A 22,140-nucleotide genomic window follows, 5' to 3' on the forward strand; every position below is an offset into this window, starting at 1 on the left:
AGAAATAGTGTGGCACACAGTGGTGCCAAAACCATAAATAGCGATCGGTTAGTCTCCTAGTAAGCTCTTATACACAGAGGCAACCACAGGGTTTGACTCCCCCACTTTTTTCGTTAAATAAATTGTGATTTGTGTAACGACCACGGCGAAACACAACGAAGTGACTTCCAAAATTGGTAACGGTGAAAACAGCATCAACAGTGCGAGATTACCCCAACATAAAACACAAAATAGCCATGCAGCAATTAGCTTTTTCTCATTAGTATTTATCGAATTCATGATCATTGCCTCGTATTGATTAATCTTTAAGGTCTTGTTGACCCGTTAGTTTATTTTTAATTGCACGAACAATTGCTTTCCTGCCATCTACAACAGCAACACCTAGTACTGCTGCAGTGCACCAAACTGCTACTTCAGTGGTAATGGCAGCAATTGTTACCGCGGTAATGTGCATGCTTTTAGTCTCGGTAGTGAAAAGTACGACAAGCATGACGACCCAGCTAATTGCCACGACAAACCAAATCGTACTTAGGACACGCTTTTTATTCCATTGTTGTAACTTTTTCAAAGCTTGCATTTTTGCTCCTTTGATAATTGTGAAAATGTATTGTTTGATCTGATTAGTCGTGGAGGAAAGAAATCCATTACAAACTTTTTAAACTTTTTTATTCGATATACAATCGGCAATAATAGACACCTTAAAAATATTTAAGTTTTTTTGTAATGATTGTGTTTCTGTAACGACTAATAATAAAAACAACTTGGAGGCATAGATCGTTGGTAAGTATCACCAAGGACATAGATAAAGAAAAAGTCATCGCGCAATTTTGGCCACAAATAAGTCGTGCAGCATCAGGATACGAAAGTCGACCTGCTTTGTCAGATGAATTAGCACAAGAGATGGCCTTATCTGTTTGGCGGTCGTTAGAAGGGTTTAACGATCAATGTTCACTCAATACATATATTTACCGTGTGATTCATAATACGGCCATTGATCACATAAGACGACATAGTAGAATTTCAGAAGATGAACTTGATGAAACAACACTCTGCGAGTCTCCAACACCAGAAAAAAGCGCTTTACAAGCGCAACGGCAGCATCAATTGATCATTGCGGTCAACAAGCTGCCACTCAGTTTGAGACAAGTAATGCTACTGAAATTAGAAGACTTAAATAACATAGAAATGAGTGAAGTGTTAGGGATAAGCGAAGCAAATGTCGGTGTGAGGCTACACCGAGCAAAAGAGCAATTATCAACATTACTAGCAGGTATGAATTGATGGATAATAATGAATTTGAACAATTGTCATCTCTTTGGCAATCAACGGAAAAAAAGCCTCAACCACATATGGATAAGTTGCTTAAACGACATAAAAGACAAAGTGCAATTTTAAAGTTTAATGTGTGCTTTGAAGCATTAGCAATTCTAAGTGTCTGTTACGTGTTAGTGTGGGCATATATTGATGGTAAGGGGTTACCCGAACTTGTCTGGATTGGATTTGTCACTTTTTGGGCGATTGTGATTTTTGTTTTGACTGTAAAAAGTCGTTTAGATAGCTTGAACCAACTGAAAAGTGAAAACATAAGCACGTCTCTTGAAGTTCACAAAAAGCTATTGAGAAACGAGATCTATAGATGGACCTTATATGCCAAAGGTACTTGGATATTTATTTTAGGTTTTGGCCTTTTCAACTTGAGTATATGTTATTCCGATGTATGTGAAATAAAAAACTTCGCCCTTGAAGGGGGCTTATTACTGGGATTACTAGCATCTATCGCGTTCTATACCTTCAGGAATCGAAAAGCCAAAGAAGTCTTAAAAACTTTAGAGCAGTAGAGCGCTCTGATTTGAACTGGTGAAAGCACAAATGCGAAGTGTGCTTTTGCTACTTGCCAAATCTTGTCTCCCATATACATCAGTCTAGAAAGCAATTACGACAATAAACCTCAGCTATTTACTAATCGCATCTTGAAGATCGAACCCAGTTACCAATCGCATTGTAATAAACTGTAATGGCACTAGGGCCTGACATTTCTGTATTCATATATGCCAAGCAACCTCAAGCTTGGTTAATGAATGAAGTCAACCAGGCAAAGAAAATAATATGAAATACTTATCACTTATAGGGCTTTTTCTTATATCAAAGATTGTATATCCAGATGAGTTGAACATCATTATTGAGCCTGACTCGACGGTTATTGACGAGAATTTTTTAGATATTGAGAGTGAATCCGAGGTGTTTTCAAATAAAATGGTAATAGCTGGTGTTAGTGCCGGATCATTGGGCTCAACAATTTTATCAATTGGTTGTAACTTAGTTACACCTAGCTGGGCTGAGACAATTCATACGATTAAAGTTACAAAACAAGTGCGAGTGTTAGCTGATTACAAGTATCTTCAAGTGTGATTTTTGGGTGGGTAAAGTCAATCAAAGTAGAGATAAACGGAGATGATGCGTTTTACAAAGATTTTGTTACTTTTTCATACAGGGATCACAGCAATATGTATGATTAAACTAAATATGACTGGAGTACAACGGAAAGAAGTGGTTGAACATTATCAAAGGAACCATCTGAAGGAGTCAGCTGCAAAAAATTTACGTTGGACAGTATCAAGTCGCCAACTATTAAACGGGCTTTAAACTTAACTATATAGCATTATGGCTAACTGAATCGCTACCCCGATTCAGTTAGCGTAGATACACACCGCATTTTAAAAGCGCAATTTTTATTATACAGCTAGCCCTTTATAAAAAAGAGACTAGCTTAACAACTTGAATCAACGCAACAAATGCACCACACATGATTAAAAGGTTTGCACGATTTTTTAGCCTATGTGCTTCTTCTTTCTCTTTATCAGCAAGGTTAGATTTGAGCACTTTGCCTTGGAAAGCCATGCCTACGGATACTAAAAGAATGATAAGTGTGATCGTTAAATCTGTCATGGGCTCAGGTGACACAGAAAGACCTCTAATAAAATTGATGAATTTTGAGAGTTTGGCTAAAAATTGGAGGCAATTTTAAAAGATCTCCCTCAATAATTAAAGGATTATGCAACACATTCACCAGAGCAAGGCATCTTAGTAAAGACCAAACAGCCTTTATTGTTTGAAATACAAAATTTATCTCTTGAATAATTTGTAACCATATGGTTATTATTAAGTTTCAATTGTAAAAGGAGGTTGTTGATGAAAAGGCTGCTTTCTAAAGCCACTGATAAAATCAAGGACAGGGTACGGACAGGCACACTTTACCGAAAGCGGCTGCGCACAATTTGGAACATATCCATGCCAATTACTTTTTTATCTCAGGTTTTGGTGTTTTTTATTATATGTATTTCCTTATACTACTTATTGCCTATTACATCAGAAATTATTACATCAATTACAAATCACGCATTTAAATTTATGAATATGAAAAGCCGTGATTTTTTAGATTATGTTATTGGTGTACCTGCTTTGATATTTTTAATATTGGATTTTCTTTTTGGAATATCCCTTATCCTATATGCTCTGTGTTGCTATGTTTGTATAAAAATTGGAAGGTTTGTTTTTCATGTTTATTATGATTGGGTTTGTCACAAAATAACTCAGAACTCTTATCCAGTATGGCCAGGTATTGTAACAACTATAATTTTGATGTTCTTATACTACATATATTTCGGTGCTTACGGGAGTGATTTCTCACTCATTTCTTTATTATATATTACCACAACTGTAGTTTTAATAACTTTATTTGGCTTTATAACGAATTTTAAAAGTAAGGTAAATTAAATGTCTTATAAACTAGAAGATCCAATTGCTGAGCAAGCTAAGAAAAAAGTTGAAAATATCAAAAAAAATAAAAATTCAGATAAAAATGAAGTTAGTATCGATGGTCAGGTAAAAATTGAGGACATAATTAAAGATGCCCAAGCTGTTTGTGATCAAATTTATTCAGAGGGGAATAACAGCTCTAAAGAAAGTCTTGTTAAAGCAGTGACACAATGCGAGCAAAAATACATCATAAAAGAGTCTAAAAGTTATGAAGTTCAAGTTGAAAAAATAAATAATAACATCCCAGAAAAAGAAAGCGTTGTAGAAAAGCTATCAACTATAAAAGATGAGTTTGAATTAGCGACGCAAGACTTTAAAAATGAGTTATCAAACCTTGGACAACGCTTTAAAAATGACATAAATGAAAAGAATGAAAATGCAAAAGAAAAAAAATCGGATTTTGATTATTTTGCATCACAGCAACCAAGAAAAAAGCCATTTACGCATAAAGGTTTAACAAACCCTATTAACGTATTATATTTCCTTATTGCTCTAATTACTGAACTGTCTATGCTTGGATGGATTATAGCTGACTATCATCCAGAAAGCACATATGGTGCAATCAAATTATCGGCTACTAACGCAGCTGGTATAGTTGTTCTTGGATTTTTCTGTGGCTTTTTTTATAGGTTAACTAAAGGGAATTGGAATCCTGTAGATAGGAATAATGAAATTCCAGCTAATAATTTATATTTAAAATTAAAGCTAATGGCTCCATGGGTTCCTTTTTTTATTTTTTTCTATTTAATGTTGTGTACGATAATTAATTATATACATAGCTTGCACTATAAATACATTGAAATGGAAGCCTTAATGACGAATACAATCGTCAATAACACTTATTTACCACATGAATTTCTTATTCCATTTGGAGACGGGTTTATGGCTCCTTTTGAAAACAATAGTTATATGCAGGGTTTATTTGCAATAAGTTTTATTATGTTTTTATCTTCCGCACGTATTATTTATCAATGGAAGCCTGATCCCATACTTAATTTTAATAAGCTTTATGATGACTTATTAAAAGCCAAAAATGATAAGGTGGAAGTGCAGTCACAATTTAAAAGTGAAGTAAACAACTTCTTGAAGGAATCGAAAAAATTCTCATCGAGTCTTCTAAAAAGCTTGGAGTCACTGAAACTAAAATTAGAAAGCAACTTATATTTTTATGAGCAGTATATACCTTTGTTATCATCGACTAAGTCTCGTACTCAAGAAAGATTGAGTATGCATAGTAAAACTTTCAGAAAAGAGCTTTTCAAACAGTTTGAGAGTGATAACTATAGGTATATTGACTCAATAGATGAAATTGAAATGCCTACGATTGATTTCATTGATGATAATATTTTTAATTTAAACGACCGAATAAAATCCGTTAAAACCTCAATCGAACAAATAAATGAAATTATTAACTATATAGAAAAAGGAAAATTGGCTAATAGTAAATTCGCGGATGATGAAAAAAAACGTTATCTAGGGCCTTTGAGCAGTTAATTTGACTAAGCTTTAGTAAATTGGAGAATGCGATGGAAAAAACAAAAGAACATGTTCATTTAATCGGTGCTGTAATTGCTTTTTTATTATTAGCTTTTTATTTTGTCATTTATCTTTATGATGAGGCAACTAAGCCCAAGCTGAACTATAGAAACTGTTTTTCTAAAGAGCACATGCCCAAAAGTCATGCTTTCATTTTTGATATTACCGACCCGATAGATAATCAATATATTGATTCTGTCGTCGAAACTGCACTTAAACATCTTGAGAAGGTAGGAAAGGGGGAGCAAGTCAGTATTTTTGCGTTCACAGATAGCACCGAACACAGTTCAGCACCTGTCAAAGTGATGTGTTCACTTGGAACTATGGGTAGTTTGTCAGAACATAGAGTTGTCGCAATTAATAATTATAAAAACAAAATTGAACCGCAATTTAGGCAGGCAATTACAGATATTTTAAAAAAAATAAAAGAGCGACCACATTCACCAATTTTAGAGTCACTGGCTGAAATAGCTGCAAGTGCAGATTTTCAAGTTGGGCAGAGCACTGTTGTACATATCTTTTCAGATATGCGACAAAATAGTGATAAAGGCCTTTATCAACAGAGGGCTGTTAAGCTAGTAAAACGATCAGAGTTACAGTTAAAACAATTTGAAGAGCAAGCCAAGCATTACTTAGCTGATTTTGATCGAGGAATAAATTTGGATGTACATCTTCATTTTGTGGCTATTAAAAAGCCTGGGGGTGCAAATCCAGACCAACTACGTGTTGCTTGGCGTGCTGCATTCGAACACATAGGGGCAACAACATATTGGTCAACCGTTGCACCAAACTCGACGAAACTATAGAAGTACCAAAATGATACTTAATAAAAATCATCGTTTATATATATTAATTATTCTTTGCATTTTTATTGGCGGTTGCGGGCGGTTTGGGCTTCATGCTGTTAATCACAAAAACATGCTACAGCATAAAGTAAAAAAGTTTGATAATCGTCTGAATAGAAATATAAAAATCGCTGGCTTTATTCGTTTTAATAAAAAAGTTCTTGAGAGTATCAGATTATCAAAACGAAAAAGTAATAATCAAGCTTCAGTTGGTACTGAAAGTATAAGGGGAAAGAAACTAGCAAATTCACATTTACAAAATAAAAGGCATCCAGTTACCAATGTACGCTTTGATAAACATGGAATGCCTGACTTTACTCCCTATACTATTCATTCTTACAAGCCCAAAAGTGCGAGCGAGTTAACTTATGACGTAAAAAAAGATACAAAATATTTTTTTAAAAAAACAGGGTTAAATCAAGCTGAATACTCTAAGCACTTTGCAGTTCACCATAACGCACACGAAAACCGTTTAGATCTGGTGTACAGAAAGGCGCACGATAAAACAAACCATTATGGAGCGGTAGAGTTAAATCGATGGATTAAAAAATCGAATACAAAAGATATCTCTCCAGCAGATCTAGTAAAATAGGTAATTTCACCAATAAAATACATTATGTTAAATTACAAGTTTTTATTACTTTCTGCAGTAAAGTATAGGGGATTTTAGCCTAATCGACCTTGAGAAATGAAGTATCTTGAACTAGATTATGTTCAAGATACGTCAGTTCAGGGAGCGACGACTATGGTTAGAGATCGTTATGAAAAATGGATTGAAAAGAAGGTTACTTTAACCGTATCTGAAAACCTAAAAATTTATAAAGTTGCATTCTGGTCGTTTCTTGCTGGGTTTATGTTATTTCTCACATTGGGTTTAGTCAATGAAGGGGCAATTTTTAGAACCATAATTAAATCTTTGTATCCACCTGAAGAAATTTATAAAGATGTAGTCAATGAGTTTTTAAAAGATGAGGAGTTTAAAAATTCATTGGTCCATAAGACAGATTATTCAAAGTTAGAAATTAAAGGTGCAAGCTTTGAAACATTTCCGCAGTTAAATGAAAAACTTCCTGAAAAAGTATGGAACACAATGGCCAAAGGCAGCTCAGAAGATTACTCTGAATTTGTATCAAGAGATGAGTTTTTTGAGGCCCTTAAAAGTTATCATGCCGAGCTAACAGAATCTTTTTTGGCGCCAAGCAATAGTAAGGTCGAGATTTTATCTAAGCTTGAGAAAGTAATGGATATTGAAATTGATGTTTTAGTTTTAATGGCTGGGGAAAATGCGCATACAGCACAGACAGCCAATTGTTATAATTGGTTCGAAAATGATAGTTATCATGTAGAGCTAGTCATTCCAAAAACATATTCTGCACAAGAGCTTTCTTGGTTCAGGTGCGATTTTGCTTGGCCAGAAATGTACTTAACCTTGACAGTAGATGGTACTGAATTACCAATGCCGGTAAAACTTGTCGGGGCTAGACGAAATGGCAACTCAAATAAACCTGTACTTTTGATCTCACAAAAAATAGCGCAAGATTTAAAGCTGCATAGCTGGGAGCGTTTTCTAAGTAAGGCGTATGGATCTATATCAATCAGCGAAGTTAAATAACAACAAGACAATCAAAAGTCGCGTGCATAAATCACTTAATGTCCGATACCGTCTAGTATTGGACATATTTTAAATATTACGTGTCTATCTAAAAGTAGAGCGTATCTTGATTGCTAACTTAATCAATAGATTGTAATTTAACATAACGTAAATTATCGGCTGTTATTGAAAAGTAATATCTAAACAGGTTATTAGTTGTTTGCTCGACGAATAAGCCTGCTATAAACAAATTGCTTTTTGATGAATACCCTAATAAATACGCCTTTTATCTTTATCGTATTTATTATTCTCATATCTAGATTTTTGCAAGCTCTTGAACTGATTCAAGCCTTCACAACAGGCCTCAAAGATGTGACGAAGTTTTGTTTAGCGAATACACTAATGTAATTACCTTAATTAATTATGGTTAAAACCTCATCGACTATTCTTGCAAGCGAATATCCCTTTTTTGATACGTCATGTGGAGGTTTTTACAAGCTTTCGATATTGATGACATATAACCGTAGGTAGACTTTATAGCCGTCATGCGACATAAGCATTTCTTTTTATGATCTAACCAAAAGTTTTACTACATTTTATCAATGTCAGGATATCGCTTAAGTTGTTCGCTATTTGCGCAAAGCATGAGATATTTGCGCGTTTATACGCTTTGTAGTTCATTGTAGGTTGGTTTTTTGCTGATTTAAGCACCTAGCATATAGCTTTTATCTTAAATTAACTTAGCACAGTACCTTCACTTTTTAGTTCTCATGCTTATTTAACATAAAAAGCACTCTATCTCAGAGTGCTTTTTTAAGGTTAATGTAATGCAGCTGTGAATGGTATGCTTGCGCATATTTCCGCTTCAGCAATTAATATTTCTTCAAGCCTAGTATCTATCACTGATTTATCGAAATATTCATAGCCCAGCTCGACAAACAAATTTTTGTGTTTTTCTTCAGATTTTGCAATTGCTACATAAAAGTCTTTGTCTTTTCCTTCTGGCAAAGCTTCTGCTACCAAAGAGAAACGTTCATGACCCCTAGCCTCAATCACTGCTGCTACGAGTAAACGGTCAATCAAAAACTCATCGCTGCCTTGCCTAAATAAAGCACGCATTTTTTTTATATATGGATCTTGTTTATCATTACCAAGTACTAAGCCTCGTTCATTAATCAGTTTGAGTACTTGTTTAAAATGGATCATTTCTTCTATCGCAAGGTCTGCCATAGCTTTCACTAATTTAGTTCTATCCGGGTAGTGCCCTAACATTGACATTGCCATACCCGATGCTTTTTTTTCTGCAGCAGCATGGTCTTGTAAAAATGTAACGAAATCATCCATTACTTTGTGTGTCCATTCAAAAGGCGTGTGATATTTTAATTCAAACATTTGGTAATTATCTCGCTTGCTACTTACGATTTTGTTAGTGATTTTAATTGTACGCGTACAATTTAGTATCGGACATTAATATTAAAACTGATATAAAGCAGAATCTTTATCAACCTTTCCACTTCTAGTCGACTCGACCTTTAAAGGGTGCTTGATATCATTCCAAGCAGTTACCTTACCCCGTTTATTAACATGTGGAATCTCAACACTTGGTACTGACATAAATTTTGCGAAGCGTGTATTACAGTTAGCATCAGATAAGTTAACTTTTAAATACTCTACGCTGTTCATCTCAATAAAAGATTCAACCCGTTTCTGATGTGCATTATAACACTGTATTAAATAAGCATCATCGTTGATAAGGTGTTCATTTAAACCGGGAAAAGTTTCAAAATAACAACGCTTTAAAGTGTCGTTAAAACCACCACCCTGTTTTTGTAACTTTGGCAGCATTCTTTGTAATAAGCGTCTAACTGACGGGACCCATTGTGCCAATTCGCGCTCAAGGTAGACAAACTTTGCACTAGGAAATGCTTGGTAAAGTTGAATATAATCATTGAAAACGGGGGTATCAGCAATGAATTCAGCAGTATTTAATGCACTTTGTGTGTAGGCGGTATGAGCAGTTTTAAGTCCAATATCAAGACTTGCTATACATAAGCTTGTCGTTCCAGTCCTCGGAAGTCCTAGGACGAAAAATTTTTTGTTCATATGAAATATAAATAGATATTAATCAATGCCATTGCGATTAATGATAAAAATGTACACCCCATGCCGGCTACTCTTAATTTTAAGTTAGCTGTGTATAAGGCGTTGGCATGTAAAAGCCTTCCAACTAAAAACAACACCGCAAGCGGTATTAAAAGTAGTTCTCCAATTAGCTGATATTCAAGAGTAAAAACGAGAATCACAGCAAGTGGGGTATACTCAATGAAGTTTGCATGGGCACGAATACTTGACTGCAAATCTTTATGTCCAGCATCACCAATACCAACCTGGTGAGACTTACGTAATTTTATTACATTAAAACTGAGTTTGATATATAAAAGCGTGCATATTGCCGCAAATAGACCGCTAAACATTGTTAAGTCCCCTATTCCTTGTTTAATTTAAAGTATACGTTGTTTTTAGGGGACTTTAAAAGAGGTTATTATTTGATATAGTACACGGCATAAACCTCAGCAGTCAGCTTGGTATCTCCAGTACTGTATGAGTCCTGTAGGCTCATCGATTCCGCAGCCATAACCTTTCCTCTTGCGTAAGGCTGTACAGGTACATTCATTGGTGAAAAAGACACTGAGTACAAATCGCCTACCTCGACACCAAATCCATCGGCTAATTCTTCAGCACCTAACTTGGCTTGTTTAATCGCATTCTGTTTCAGCTCGTTCATAATTTCAGCTTTATCTTCGACTATGAACTGCGTATTGTTAAATTGGTTGATACCACTATCAACAAAAGCCTGAAGTAATTCTGGATATCGATCTACATTTTTAAGTTTTAAAGTAATGTTCCTCGACACTTTGAACCCTGTAAACTCTTCTTCGTTTGTCGCGCGGTTATAGCGAGTTTGTTTATATACGTTTAATTGTTGCGCATGAATATGATTGCCTTTCACACCAAAGCTTTTTGCAATATCGAGTGCTCGCGCAACAACTAGGTCAACATTAGATTTAGCGTCTTGAAGATTTTTATTCTTCTCATTAATTGCAACATTGATAATAGCAGTATCAGGTTGTACCGAAACTTCGGAGTACCCTTTTACGTATAAATGCGGTGAAGTTGGAATACTTCCAGCAAAGGTAGAAGTACTCAATAAAATGGACAAAGCAGCTGTGAATAAACGCATAAAGTCTCCAAAACAAAAATTTCATCTCATATTAATAAACATCTTTATTGAATCACACACAAATTAATCAATACTGAATAAATAATGTAGGCAGATAAAATGGTGGCTCTGAGCACATCAATTAGAACGTCTGAAATTTGAATACACATATGTAAGTTAACTGATTTTTCAATAAAAAAGTCCATGACGGTTAGTAATTGTGCATAATTTCAACTAGCCTATTAAGATAACTAATAATTATTCCTACGATACGGTTTTTAGACTAGCTTATGGGATCACGGCTTTCAATCAACTTGGTCTTTTTGGTATTAGTAACCGCATTACCAAGTGTATGCTTTGCAGACATACCGCTCTTAACTAATCAATATTCAGTCAAAAAGCTAACTGCTGAAGACGGCTTTGTCTCATCTGAGATCTATTCAATTATTCAAGATGACCAAGGCATGCTCTGGTTTGGCACTGCTGAAAATGGCGTGATGCGCTATGATGGCCGAAAAGTTACCCTATTTGAATTTGACAGTGAATCGGATAATGGGTTGTCGCACAACGATGCCGGAAACTTAATGCTAGACCAAGATGGTATTATTTGGATAGGTACATGGGGAGGTGGTGCTAGCCGATATAACCCGAAGACAGGACAATTTGAAAATTTCTTTCATGATGTCAACAAGCCTGATTCCATTTCCGCAAATAGAATTCAATCACTGTTTCATGATCTAAACGGTACAATTTGGCTAGGCTCTTATGATGGCGGTTTAAACAAATACTTAACTACTGATAAGTTTGAGCATATCAAAAAAGCGACCCAGACTACTGCTGGCTTATCACATAATAGAATTTGGGGTATTGAAAACCAGGGGACAGACAGCCTCTGGGTTGCAACGAGTTACGGGTTGAATCTATATAATAAAAAAAACAACACGTTTGAGTATTTTTTCCCTGACCCGCAAAATAAAACCCCCACTGGTGCTAATGAAATTAGACATGTATTAAAGTCATCTCAAGGCGTCATATACGTTGGTACTCAAAAAGGCCCTTTTATTCTTGATCCCATAACTAAAACTTTTAGAAAGATTGGTTTGGTCAAAGGAGAGCATTTAGGTCAAGTAAACTCCATGATCGAAGATCATGAAGGGTATATTTGGTTTGTAACTAGCCGAGGTGTTTTCAGAAGGGATGAACGCACAGATGGCATCATGAAGCTAGATTTGGAGTATAGCAGTGGTGCGAGGATTATTTTCGAAGACAGCGCCAATATAATTTGGATAACAAATGAATTACATGGGATTTTCAAACTAGTCCCCCACCGTAAATTCAAATCCATTGATAGTGCTGAACTAACTGCACCAAACGAAATTGTAGCAGACCATCAAGGTGACATTCTAATTGCTAATTCCAACTCTAAGCTGTTCAAGTGGGATACGTCTGAGCGTAAATTAGAGGCTTTAACAAATGAGGTATTTAGTCAAGAGTATGGGTTTGACCCGAATAGACTCTTGGAACAACCCGTATTGTATTTAGACGACAGTAATATCGTTTGGATTGCCCAAGATGATGGGTTAGCAAAATTTGATCTTAATACTAATCAACTTGAACTTATAACCTACCCTAGAGATCAAGAAAACTATGAACAATTTAGAGAAATTAGAGCCCTCTCTATTGATAAACAAGGAAACCTCTGGATTGGTACCTATAAAAATGGCATTTATATCTACAATGTAAGCTCGCAAAAATTTAGACACTTGGGTGAGGAATATGGCTTGTCTCACCCTGAAGTGCTAACAATCTACAAAGATAAATCTCAAAATATGTGGGTCGGTACTGGAGATGGTATCAACCTTTGGCTAGATGAACGGCAGCTTTTCCAACCATTTGTGAATAATAAACAATCCCCAAATAGCCTCCTTGGTAGTATTGTTCAAGATATCTATGAAACACACGATGGTGAAATTTGGATTGCAACTCAACAGGGCCTAAATTTATATAAATTGTCTGAGAACCAGTTTGTGCACTTTAGTACTAAGAATGGACTCCCTAGCAATTTGATCCGCTCTATTTCGGATGATGAACAAGGTAACTTGTGGTTAACCACTAATAAAGGAATTACGAAATTCTCTCCTAGCTCAGGAAAAATCGTTAACTTTGACAGCCAAAATGGCTTACTAGGACTTAATTATTACCCAAATAGCTTGATCAAAGGTGAACAAAATTTGTTGTTCACCAACAGCCAAAGAGGTATTGAGTATTTTAGCACTCGGGCACAACAATCTACTTTTAAGGAACCATCTTTAGTATTAACAGGCTTTAATAAGATGGGGTTGCCAATACAGTTGGATAAGCCCTACTCTTATGTCACAGATATTTATGTTTCTTACTTAGACTATATCTTCTCATTTGAGTTTTCAGTGTTAGATTTTCATTCACCAAACAAGAACCTTTATGCCTATAAATTAGAGGGGTATGATGATAATTGGATAGAAATTGGCAATAGGAATACCGCTTCGTTTACTAATTTAGACGGTGGTACTTATCAGTTTCAAGTAAAAGCGACCAACAGCAGTGGTGAATGGGGAAACAACATATTGTCCGTGAATGTACATGTTTCACCTCCACCATGGAAAACTTGGTGGGCATATTCCACATATACTTTCATCGTTTTATCTAGCATTTTTTTAGTCGTGTACTTGCGTACTAAATTGCAAAAAATGGAAATTCGAAGACAAAAGCAGTTTGTTGTTCAACTTGAAAAGCAAGTATCGGAAAAAACGGCGTCTTTAGAGACCCAGGCAAGAAAGCTCGAAGGTGCCTTAAAAAAAGCAGAAGAAGCGACGCGTTTAAAGTCTGAATTTCTTGCAAATATGAGCCATGAAATTCGCACGCCAATGAATGGCGTTATCGGTATGCTTGAACTGCTAAAAAATAGCGGCTTATCGTCCGAGCAATCTCATTCTGTCAATATTGCCAGTACCAGTGCGCACTCTTTACTCACTCTTATAAATGATATTCTCGACTTTTCTAAAATAGAAGCTGACAAGCTAGAGTTGGAATTTGTTGATTTCGACATCAGATTATTACTGGAGCACTTATCAGAGTCTATGGCTTTAGCAGCACAAGAAAAAGGCGTCAGTATCATTCTTGACTTTGCCGATATCAAAACGCCCATGGTCAAATCAGACCCAGGTCGAATAAGGCAAATCGTTACCAATATCGTCAGCAATGCAATTAAATTCACAGAGCGTGGCGAAATTCTTATTACCGCGTCAGTTCACCAGAGCAGTACGCCTTATCATTATGACTTTATTTGTGCTGTTAGCGATACGGGGATTGGCATACCAAAAGAAAAGCTCCCTACATTATTTGATTCCTTCATACAGGTAGATGCATCCACAACACGAAAGTACGGCGGTACAGGGTTAGGGTTGAGTATTACTAAAAAGCTCTGTCAGTTACTTGGCGGAGACGTCACGGTCACTAGCACTGTTGGTGTCGGCAGTTGCTTTAAAGTAAATTGTTTACTCAAGCAAAGCTATGAGGACAATCCAAAAGTGTTCTCTTTGGCTAGCATGGACATTACAGCCTTATTAGTAGATGCTATTTCTTCTAGCAACCACGCAATTAGAAAACAGTTAGAATCTTGGGGAGTCACAGTTTATGAAGCGTCTAATGCAGATCAGGCGCTGAGACTTATTGCGAAGACGTCTATCGATATTGTGTTGTTCAATAAAAGACTGCCTGGCTTAAGTGGCGAGTTAATGGCCAAAGAGATCAAAAAGAAAAATCAATCAATCAAATTAGTTATGATGACTCGACTAAATGAACAGTACGAAACAATAGCAAACTCCTCTATTGAATTAGATGGCTATTATACGAAACCGACCACAAAAAAAGACCTAATTAAAGCGCTCGCTACCGTAAATAATGATATTCAGTCATTCATTCAAATCTCAGCGAAAGAAGAACAAAAACCGCCTACTCAAGATAAACGTAAATTTGATACTCAAACGCGTGTCCTTTTGGTCGAAGATAATAAAGTTAATCAAATGGTTGCAATGCGTATACTAGATAGCCTAGGTTTGACAACAGAAATCGCTGAAAACGGCGTGGAAGCACTTAAAATGCTAAAAGCTGAAGATAACAAACAAAATTTATATTCCATAGTATTGATGGACTGTCAGATGCCATTAATGGACGGATATGAGACGACGAGAAATATTAGGTCATCAAAAGAAGATGAACAAGTAGCCAGTATTCCAATCATTGCGATGACTGCGAATGCAATGCAAGGAGATAGACAGAAGTGTCTTGATGCAGGCATGGATGACTACATAACTAAACCAATTGAAACGGACAAAATATATAAAAAAATCAAATATTGGTTAGAGAAAAAAAGCGGAACCCCCACTGATTGATCACTCTAGTCATTTAAGATCAAATGGGCCAAAAAGGCCCATTTGTTATTTATAAAGATTACTTGTAAATTACTTGGTCGACAACAAGGTTGATATCATTTTCACCCGTTACTTCCCATACGGTTTGATGCTCTGTCGTTCCTGCTGGATTATGACAAGAAACAGTTTGTCTAAATGCACGACCATTGAAGTTATATACTTCTTCGTTCAATGCGAAGTGGTTTGTATGGAATAGTGGCGTCATGTCATTGCCACTGAATACTTTAGAGACCAAGCCATCATTGATTTGAGAAGTACAATACCCGTCTTCCGTACCATTGTTTACAAGCACTGAAGATGTATAGCTTACTTGGTCATACCAGCCTGCGCCACCACAGTGTTGCGCTTGACCACTACAGTCAGGAGTTTGCCAAGGGCCGACACCCGTTAAACTTGCATCCCAAGTGATTTTTGGTACTGCTGGGATTTTGTGTTTTACAACATAACTTTCACCCAACTCTGATTCACAGCTCAAAGATAAAACGCGAGTACGCTGAAGTTGCGCTTCAGAGAAGTAGCCTTGCAACACAACTCTGTCAATATGAGAAGTATTATGTCCAGCTGGGCCAATACCTACATTAGCGATAAACTCACCAGAAACTTCATCATACACTGCACCCGTTGAACATGAGCCATACTTATCTGCGCGGAAAACCCAAGCTCCAAAAGTACGCGAATGCTCTGAGTCTGTTACAATTCGTTCCATCAAATTACCAGTATAGTGAGACTCACGGTCGTAACCATCTAGGTCATTTAGTGTCACACTTGCAACAGCACTGTTCATTGCAAATAAAGATATAGCAGTAGTGAGAAGTTTAATTTTCATTTGTAATCCCTTTTATTAGATTAATTAATTTGAAGCCTTATACATAAAGGCAAATCGTCGAATTTTTACGGCGCTGACACATCATCAATAAATATATTTTTGTAAGTGCCGACGTTTGTCTCGCTATCTAAGTTAGGTGTTTGAAATGAGCTTGTAAACGCTATAAATCTCTGGAAACCAGTCACTTTAAAAAGTGTGTATGCAAATTGAAATTACTAGAAATTCAGTCATGTTACAGTGAGAAAAAACTAGAGGTGAGAAGGGTTATAATGTTTTATATTCAATAAATACAATTGGTTATAAAAATAAAGCGCATTTCAAATAAGATTAAGAAAAAACAATGTGATGCTTATTGAAAAATAAAAAGTAAAATCAAAAGGTGATCTAACCTAATCAAAATACTAAATCATATTAAATTCTACTCTACCAAAAAAATTTAATTTGATAACTAAGCATAGTGATTCAATAATTTGACAACAATGAAAAAAACATTAATTAAAAAAAGTAATCCTTTAGGCAATTAATCCGTGATACTAAATGCCTTTTTTAAAGAGTTAGTAATAAACACTTCTTCCTGTGGAAGGAATAGGTTTGCATGTGCTTGAATGATTAAATTTTGAATTTTTCTTTTTTGTAAAGTGCGTTCAAAAAGATCTACTGCCGCCCTTCCAATTCTCGAGTCGGAACATGCGATATAACCAAAAATGGTTGCTTGGGTATCACCTATTGCATGGAATGAGATATCTTGTAAAACCTCTTCTGATGGAAAATCGGTCACAAATACGGAGCTATATTCGATGATCCCATCAAGCCGCCCCTGAACAAGCATTTGCCTTAACCTAAACGCACTATTATTGCCTTCACCTATGAACATTCTGTCTGCGTTTGCTTTGATAAAATCGTCTATCTCTAGGCCATATGAGCGGCCTTTCGTAACGCCAATACGAAGACCCATAGCGAGTGCCTTTTTAAGAGAAATTTCAATAGACACGAACTTTTTATTTCTTAAGATAAGGCGGTTAGAAGGAAATGCCATCAGAGGGAATGATACAAACACAGCCATCGCTTCACGCTCTGGGGTTTTTACTTTATTATAAAGGCAAATATTTTGATGGTGCTTTAATTCTCGCCACTCTCTCTCCCTGCTTGCTGGAACAAACTTAATTGATATTTCTTTGTCTAGGTTACGTGTAATAATGAGTAAAAGTTGGGTAGCTAAATCGCCTGGAGATTCTCCAAATGAAGGGTTGTAATCAGAGACAATTTCGATTTTTAATGGTTTGGCAAAGCCGCAAAAAGACATAAACAACAAAAAAATAAACACAAATCTGGACAGCATAGTTACTCCGGCAGCATGCAGTCCGTGCGATTATTTATCTTTTGAGTATAGCCTTAAAACGTTAGTTTGCTATTTCAAAGGGCACTTCTTAATAAAAAGCCCTCAATAAGAGGGCTTCTAAAAACAACTTTTACTGTTAGAGACTACAACGTTTGTAGTTTCTGTATTCAGGCATCCAGTAGTTTTTATCGATCGTAGCCCAGATACGCTCGTCAGGCATATCCAAGCATACCCCTTCTTCCATCGCTTTTTTGGCAACTGCAAACGCAATGCGCTTACTAAGTTGTTCGATTTCAACGAGCGAAGGTAATAAGCTACCCTTACCAGTATTTGCCCAAGGTGATGATTCTGCTAGTGTTTCACTCGCAACCATCAACATTGATTCCGTAATACGAGTCGCCTTTGCGGCAAGTGCACCTAAACCAATGCCTGGGAAAATATAACTGTTATTACACTGAGGAATTACATGTGTTTTGCCGTCAAACTCAACAGGTTCAAAAGGACTACCAGTAGCAACAATCGCCTGACCTTGAGTCCATTCAATAACATCCTTTGGATGTGCTTCCACTTGGCGAGATGGGTTACTCAGTGGGAAAATAATAGGTTGCTCACAGCCTGAATGCATTGCTTTAATGACTTGTTCAGTGAATAAACCAGGTTGGCCTGATACACCAATTAAAATGTCAGGTTGTGCACAGTGCATCACATCTAGCAAAGATGCGTATTCTCCACTATAGTTCCAGCTTTCTAAGTTTGCTGAAGTCTGTACGAGAGCAGCTTGGAAGTCTCTAAGCCCTTCCATTCCTTCTGTTAATAGACCAAATCTATCAACCATAAATACTTGGCTACGAGCTTGATCATCCGAAACGCCTTCAGACACCATTTGTGCGATAATCTGTTCCGCGATACCACAACCTGCAGAACCCGCGCCCACAAAGACAACTTTCTGTTCTGAAAGCTTGGCTCCTTTAACACGACACGCAGCAAGCAAAGAGCCTACAGTGACAGAGGCTGTACCTTGGATATCATCGTTAAAACAACAAATTTCGTCACGGTAGCGCTTTAACAATGGCATTGCGTTTGGCTGTGCAAAATCTTCGAATTGCAGCAATACATTTGGCCAACGGCGCTTAACTGCTTTGATAAACAGGTCTAAAAACTCATCGTATTCTTCTTGGCTAATACGCTTATGCCTTGCCCCCATGTACATTGGGTCGTTTAATAATTTCTCATTATTAGTACCAACATCCAACATCACAGGTAGCGTATATGCAGGGCTGATACCCCCACACACAGTATATAAAGCAAGCTTACCGATCGGGATCCCCATTCCACCGATACCTTGGTCACCTAGGCCAAGAATACGTTCACCATCAGTGACAACAATAACCTTTACTTTGCCTTTTGTCGCATTTCGTAAAATGTCATCGATGTTATGGCGATCTTCGTAAGAAATGAACAATCCACGAGAGCTACGGTAAATATCAGAGAACTTTTCACATGCATCACCAACAGTCGGAGTGTAAATGATAGGCATCATTTCTTCCAAGTGATCTCTCACTAGACGGTAATAAAGCGTCTCGTTGTTATCTTGAATAGCTCGTAAATAAATATGTTTGTTTAGATTATCTTTGAAACTTGAAAATTGTTGATAACAACGTTCTACCTGCTCCTCAATTGTTTCATAACGAGGAGGTACTAAACCTGCAAGGTTGAAGCTTTCACGCTCACGCTGGCTAAATGCACTGCCTTTATTTAGAAGCGGAGTTTCCAATAAAGTTGGGCCAGAATATGGGATATAGAGGTAATTAGGGTCGGTTTGTTTAGTCATATTTACAAGCTGTGACTCTTAATTTTTTGATATAAGGGATCATTATTGTCTAAGTACACAAATTTTCAATATCTTTAGTGCACATCAGACCAATAAAACGGCCCTGTAAACGGAAGAGAGATCCGTAAACAGGGTTATACATTATAACTGAATAATCTGTAATATCCTACGCTTACTCGCTAGATTCTCCGAGTGCGACCCCTTCTCTTCGAGGATCTGCACCACCAAAAAGAAGGCCTTCTTTAATTTCGATTGCATGGATCCCTGAATTTAGGTCAGAGATACGTACTTTGTGTCCTTTCGACTCAAGCCATGGCTTCATTGCTTTAAGCGCAGTTCCTTTCTCCAAAGTCGTATACTTATTCCTATTGGTCACTCTAGGAAGGTTTATCGCTTGTTGAGGAGTGAGGCCCCAGTCCAATACACCAATCACTGTTTGGGCAACATAATTTATAATTCTGCTACCTCCAGGAGAACCAACAACTAACTTTAAACTACCATCTTTATTGAAAACCATTACAGGCGCCATTGAGCTTCTTGGCCGCTTATTTGGTTCTACTCTATTGGCAACCCAGTTTCCCCCGACTTTAGGCGCTAGCGAAAAGTCAGTAAGTTGGTTGTTCAATAGGAAGCCATTAACCATCACCGTAGATCCAAAACCCATCTCAATGGAGCTAGTCATAGAAACTGCGTTACCTTTACTGTCTACAATGGAAAGGTGGGTAGTCGAGGGTAATTCATAGCTGTTATCTTGTGCATACGTTAATTTGCCTTTGGTAGGATCGCCCACTGGCATATTTTGATTGTCCCTCTCGCCAATTAATTTAGCTCGAGACTTCAAATAAACTGGGTTAAGTAGCCCTTGTGTAGGTACATCAACAAAATCTGGGTCCGCAATATAAAAGTTACGATCAGCGAATGCTAAACGGGAGGCCTGTGTAAATAAATGAACAGCTTCTGGGTCATTTGGCTTATATTGTGCTAGCTTTTTACCTTCCAACAGCTTTAATATTTGTAATACCGTTAAGCCCCCACTGCTGGGAGGTGCCATTGAGCAGACTTTGTAGTCGTGGTAAGAAGTACAAACTGGGTGACGCTCTTTACTCTGATAATTAGCCAAATCTGACATTGATAAATGACCTGGTGCTATTTCAGAGTTTTGTACCGCCTTTACCATATCCTCGGCATACTTACCTTCATAGAAAGCCTTTGGTCCATACTCTGCGATTTCTCTATACAAGCTAGCTAATTCAGGGTTTTTAACAAGTGCACCAATTTCTAAAGCTTTTCCATTAGGATAAAAGTATTCTTTGGCTGGGGACAGCTTTGTGAGACCCGGATTAAACTCCTTTTTTAACAGCATATGCAATCTTGGCGATACCTTAAACCCTTTACTTGCAAGTTCAATAGCGGGTTTAAATAACTGTTTCCACTTAAGTACACCATATTTATCATGTGCTTGCTTCATTGAATGAATGATGCCAGGCACACCCACCGAGCGCCCGCCAACAACCGCTTCTATCCATCTTACAGGTTTGCCCTCTTTGTCTAAAAAAAGCTTATGATCAGCTTTTTTAGGCGCGGTTTCTCGGCCATCGAAGGTTGTTAAATAGTCATTTTGTTTATCGTAATGAAGAATGAAAGCGCCCCCTCCAATACCTGAAGATTGCGGTTCAACCAATGTGAGTACAAGCTGTGCAGCAATCGCTGCATCAATAGCGCTACCACCTTGCTGTAGCATCAACTGCCCAGCTTTACTCGCATGAGGATTGGCTGCAACAACCATGTATTTTTCTGAAATTTTTTCTTTTTTAAGAGTAAGCCCTGTTGCCGCCTCCGGCTCCCTCGCTTCTCTTTTTTTAGGGTCAGCTTGATCTGCTAGCGCAGGAAAGCTGGATGCAAGTATGAGTGCAATGAATGTTTGCTTAAATTTGATTGTATTCATTATTTATTTTCGATCTTCGTTGGCATCATAAAAGTTAACAGGCACAATATATAAAAATACCTTTATTATTGTAGACATAGCATGTTTGGTTTCAACCTTCCTATCAGCCCTCAATACATAATTCCACCGGTAACTCTGGCGATAATCGCGACGTTACTAATGCTGTTTGATATGCGAGATACCCTTGAGTTTCATCGTCAGTTGATCAGTGAAGGTCAAATTTGGCGAATTTGGAGTAGTCAATATATCCACACTAACTGGATGCACTTAGTTTTGAACCTTGTCGGCATTTTATTTATATGGGTACTGCATGCGGAGCATACGTCAATACGCCGCTATTTTACACATGTATTATTACTCGGATTATGGACCGGGTTAGGTATATGGCTATTTTGTCCAGATATCAGAGTATACACAGGATTGAGCGGATTGCTACACGGAATTATTGTTTGGGGCGCGCTTAAAGATATTCAAATGAAAGAGCCAACCGGTATGCTTTTATTCCTGGGCATTGGGGGTAAACTCGCTTGGGAGCAATATGCTGGACCAAGTGCAGAGGTAGGTAACTTAATAGATTCTCGTGTGGCAATAGAATCGCACCTTATTGGCGCAATAGGTGGACTTTTGCTGGCAATCCCTTTACTAAAAAGTAACCACAACTCTGTCTCTTAAACAGGCAGTAAATAACGCAATTTAACAGTGTAGAATGAATTCGCACTGCT

The 22,140-nt window shown here is 37.1% G+C and carries 20 protein-coding genes; 9 read left to right on the forward strand and 11 right to left on the reverse strand.

What is annotated here, in order from left to right; all coding sequences use genetic code 11:
- Positions 1–48: 48 nt before the first annotated feature.
- Together N473_RS15310 and N473_RS15315 are read right to left on the reverse strand one after the other, a co-directional pair.
- Complete coding sequence (locus tag N473_RS15310) at positions 49–279, reverse strand: hypothetical protein (RefSeq protein WP_039610073.1); 231 nt, start codon at positions 277–279, stop codon at positions 49–51.
- A 19-nt stretch (positions 280–298) separates the two neighbouring features.
- A complete protein-coding gene (locus tag N473_RS15315; protein WP_063368668.1) occupies positions 299–577 on the reverse strand; it encodes a hypothetical protein in 279 nt (92 codons plus the stop codon).
- Positions 578–777: 200 nt separating this feature from the next.
- Here N473_RS15315 and N473_RS15320 point away from each other — a divergent pair, with 200 nt between their 5' ends.
- The 3 genes from N473_RS15320 (at position 778) to N473_RS15330 (ending at position 2,409) form a co-directional block, all read left to right on the forward strand.
- Positions 778–1,281 (forward strand): RNA polymerase sigma factor, encoded by a 504-nt coding sequence (locus N473_RS15320; protein ID WP_063368669.1) that lies wholly within the window; start codon positions 778–780, stop codon positions 1,279–1,281.
- Positions 1,281–1,838: a hypothetical protein gene (locus tag N473_RS15325; RefSeq protein WP_063368670.1), complete on the forward strand. Its 558-nt coding sequence runs from the start codon at positions 1,281–1,283 to the stop codon at positions 1,836–1,838. Before N473_RS15320 ends, N473_RS15325 begins: the two co-directional genes overlap by 1 nt.
- 268 nt (positions 1,839–2,106) lie before the next feature.
- Positions 2,107–2,409 carry a hypothetical protein gene (locus N473_RS15330; protein WP_063368671.1) on the forward strand — a complete coding sequence of 101 codons (303 nt, stop codon included), beginning with the start codon at positions 2,107–2,109 and terminating at the stop codon, positions 2,407–2,409.
- Between the two features lie 339 nt (positions 2,410–2,748).
- On the opposite strand, the gene N473_RS15335 is transcribed toward N473_RS15330, so the two are convergent.
- Positions 2,749–2,961: a hypothetical protein gene (locus N473_RS15335; RefSeq protein ID WP_063368672.1), complete on the reverse strand. Its 213-nt coding sequence runs from the start codon at positions 2,959–2,961 to the stop codon at positions 2,749–2,751.
- Positions 2,962–3,774: 813 nt separating this feature from the next.
- Between N473_RS15335 and N473_RS15345 the strand changes: the two genes are divergently transcribed.
- The 4 genes from N473_RS15345 to N473_RS15360 all read left to right on the forward strand — a co-directional run bounded on the left by N473_RS15345 (position 3,775) and on the right by N473_RS15360 (position 7,809).
- Complete coding sequence (locus N473_RS15345) at positions 3,775–5,310, forward strand: hypothetical protein (protein ID WP_063368674.1); 1,536 nt, start codon at positions 3,775–3,777, stop codon at positions 5,308–5,310.
- 32 nt (positions 5,311–5,342) lie between these two features.
- Positions 5,343–6,158 carry a hypothetical protein gene (locus N473_RS15350; protein WP_063368675.1) on the forward strand — a complete coding sequence of 272 codons (816 nt, stop codon included), beginning with the start codon at positions 5,343–5,345 and terminating at the stop codon, positions 6,156–6,158.
- 10 nt (positions 6,159–6,168) lie between these two features.
- Complete coding sequence (locus tag N473_RS15355) at positions 6,169–6,789, forward strand: HNH endonuclease (RefSeq protein WP_063368676.1); 621 nt, start codon at positions 6,169–6,171, stop codon at positions 6,787–6,789.
- A gap of 153 nt (positions 6,790–6,942) precedes the next feature.
- Complete coding sequence (locus N473_RS15360; RefSeq protein ID WP_155735625.1) at positions 6,943–7,809, forward strand: hypothetical protein; 867 nt, start codon at positions 6,943–6,945, stop codon at positions 7,807–7,809.
- Between the two features lie 798 nt (positions 7,810–8,607).
- Here N473_RS15360 and N473_RS15365 read toward each other — a convergent pair.
- From N473_RS15365 to N473_RS15380, 4 genes are all read right to left on the reverse strand, one after another.
- Positions 8,608–9,180: a tRNA-(ms[2]io[6]A)-hydroxylase gene (locus tag N473_RS15365; protein WP_039610079.1), complete on the reverse strand. Its 573-nt coding sequence runs from the start codon at positions 9,178–9,180 to the stop codon at positions 8,608–8,610.
- 81 nt (positions 9,181–9,261) lie between these two features.
- Positions 9,262–9,891, reverse strand: a complete 630-nt coding sequence (locus N473_RS15370; RefSeq protein WP_063368678.1) for a sulfotransferase — start codon at positions 9,889–9,891, stop codon at positions 9,262–9,264.
- Entirely contained in the window at positions 9,888–10,262 is a 375-nt protein-coding gene (locus N473_RS15375; protein WP_063368679.1) for an MAPEG family protein, read from the reverse strand. The genes N473_RS15370 and N473_RS15375 overlap by 4 nt, the downstream gene beginning before the upstream one ends.
- Positions 10,263–10,330: 68 nt before the next feature.
- Complete coding sequence (locus N473_RS15380; RefSeq protein ID WP_063368680.1) at positions 10,331–11,029, reverse strand: SIMPL domain-containing protein; 699 nt, start codon at positions 11,027–11,029, stop codon at positions 10,331–10,333.
- Positions 11,030–11,298: 269 nt separating this feature from the next.
- Here N473_RS15380 and N473_RS15385 point away from each other — a divergent pair, with 269 nt between their 5' ends.
- Positions 11,299–15,438, forward strand: coding sequence for a hybrid sensor histidine kinase/response regulator (locus tag N473_RS15385; protein WP_081221208.1), 4,140 nt, complete (start codon positions 11,299–11,301; stop codon positions 15,436–15,438).
- Positions 15,439–15,496: 58 nt separating this feature from the next.
- Here the strand turns inward: N473_RS15385 and N473_RS15390 are convergent, their stop codons facing one another.
- The 4 genes from N473_RS15390 to ggt form a co-directional block, all read right to left on the reverse strand.
- Positions 15,497–16,303, reverse strand: coding sequence for a hypothetical protein (locus tag N473_RS15390; RefSeq protein WP_063368681.1), 807 nt, complete (start codon positions 16,301–16,303; stop codon positions 15,497–15,499).
- Positions 16,304–16,823: 520 nt separating this feature from the next.
- Entirely contained in the window at positions 16,824–17,642 is an 819-nt protein-coding gene (locus N473_RS15395) for a hypothetical protein (protein ID WP_063368682.1), read from the reverse strand.
- A 136-nt stretch (positions 17,643–17,778) separates the two neighbouring features.
- Positions 17,779–19,473, reverse strand: coding sequence for an NAD-dependent malic enzyme (locus tag N473_RS15400; protein ID WP_063368683.1), 1,695 nt, complete (start codon positions 19,471–19,473; stop codon positions 17,779–17,781).
- Between the two features lie 172 nt (positions 19,474–19,645).
- The gene (gene ggt / locus N473_RS15405) at positions 19,646–21,418 is read right to left on the reverse strand and encodes a gamma-glutamyltransferase (protein ID WP_063368684.1); all 1,773 of its coding nucleotides are present in this window, start codon (positions 21,416–21,418) and stop codon (positions 19,646–19,648) included.
- 81 nt (positions 21,419–21,499) lie between these two features.
- Here ggt and rrtA point away from each other — a divergent pair, with 81 nt between their 5' ends.
- Positions 21,500–22,090 carry a rhombosortase gene (gene rrtA / locus N473_RS15410; protein ID WP_063368685.1) on the forward strand — a complete coding sequence of 197 codons (591 nt, stop codon included), beginning with the start codon at positions 21,500–21,502 and terminating at the stop codon, positions 22,088–22,090.
- The last annotated feature ends 50 nt before the right edge of the window (positions 22,091–22,140 follow it).

The organism is Pseudoalteromonas luteoviolacea CPMOR-1 (assembly GCF_001625685.1).
GTDB lineage: Bacteria > Pseudomonadota > Gammaproteobacteria > Enterobacterales > Alteromonadaceae > Pseudoalteromonas > Pseudoalteromonas luteoviolacea_K.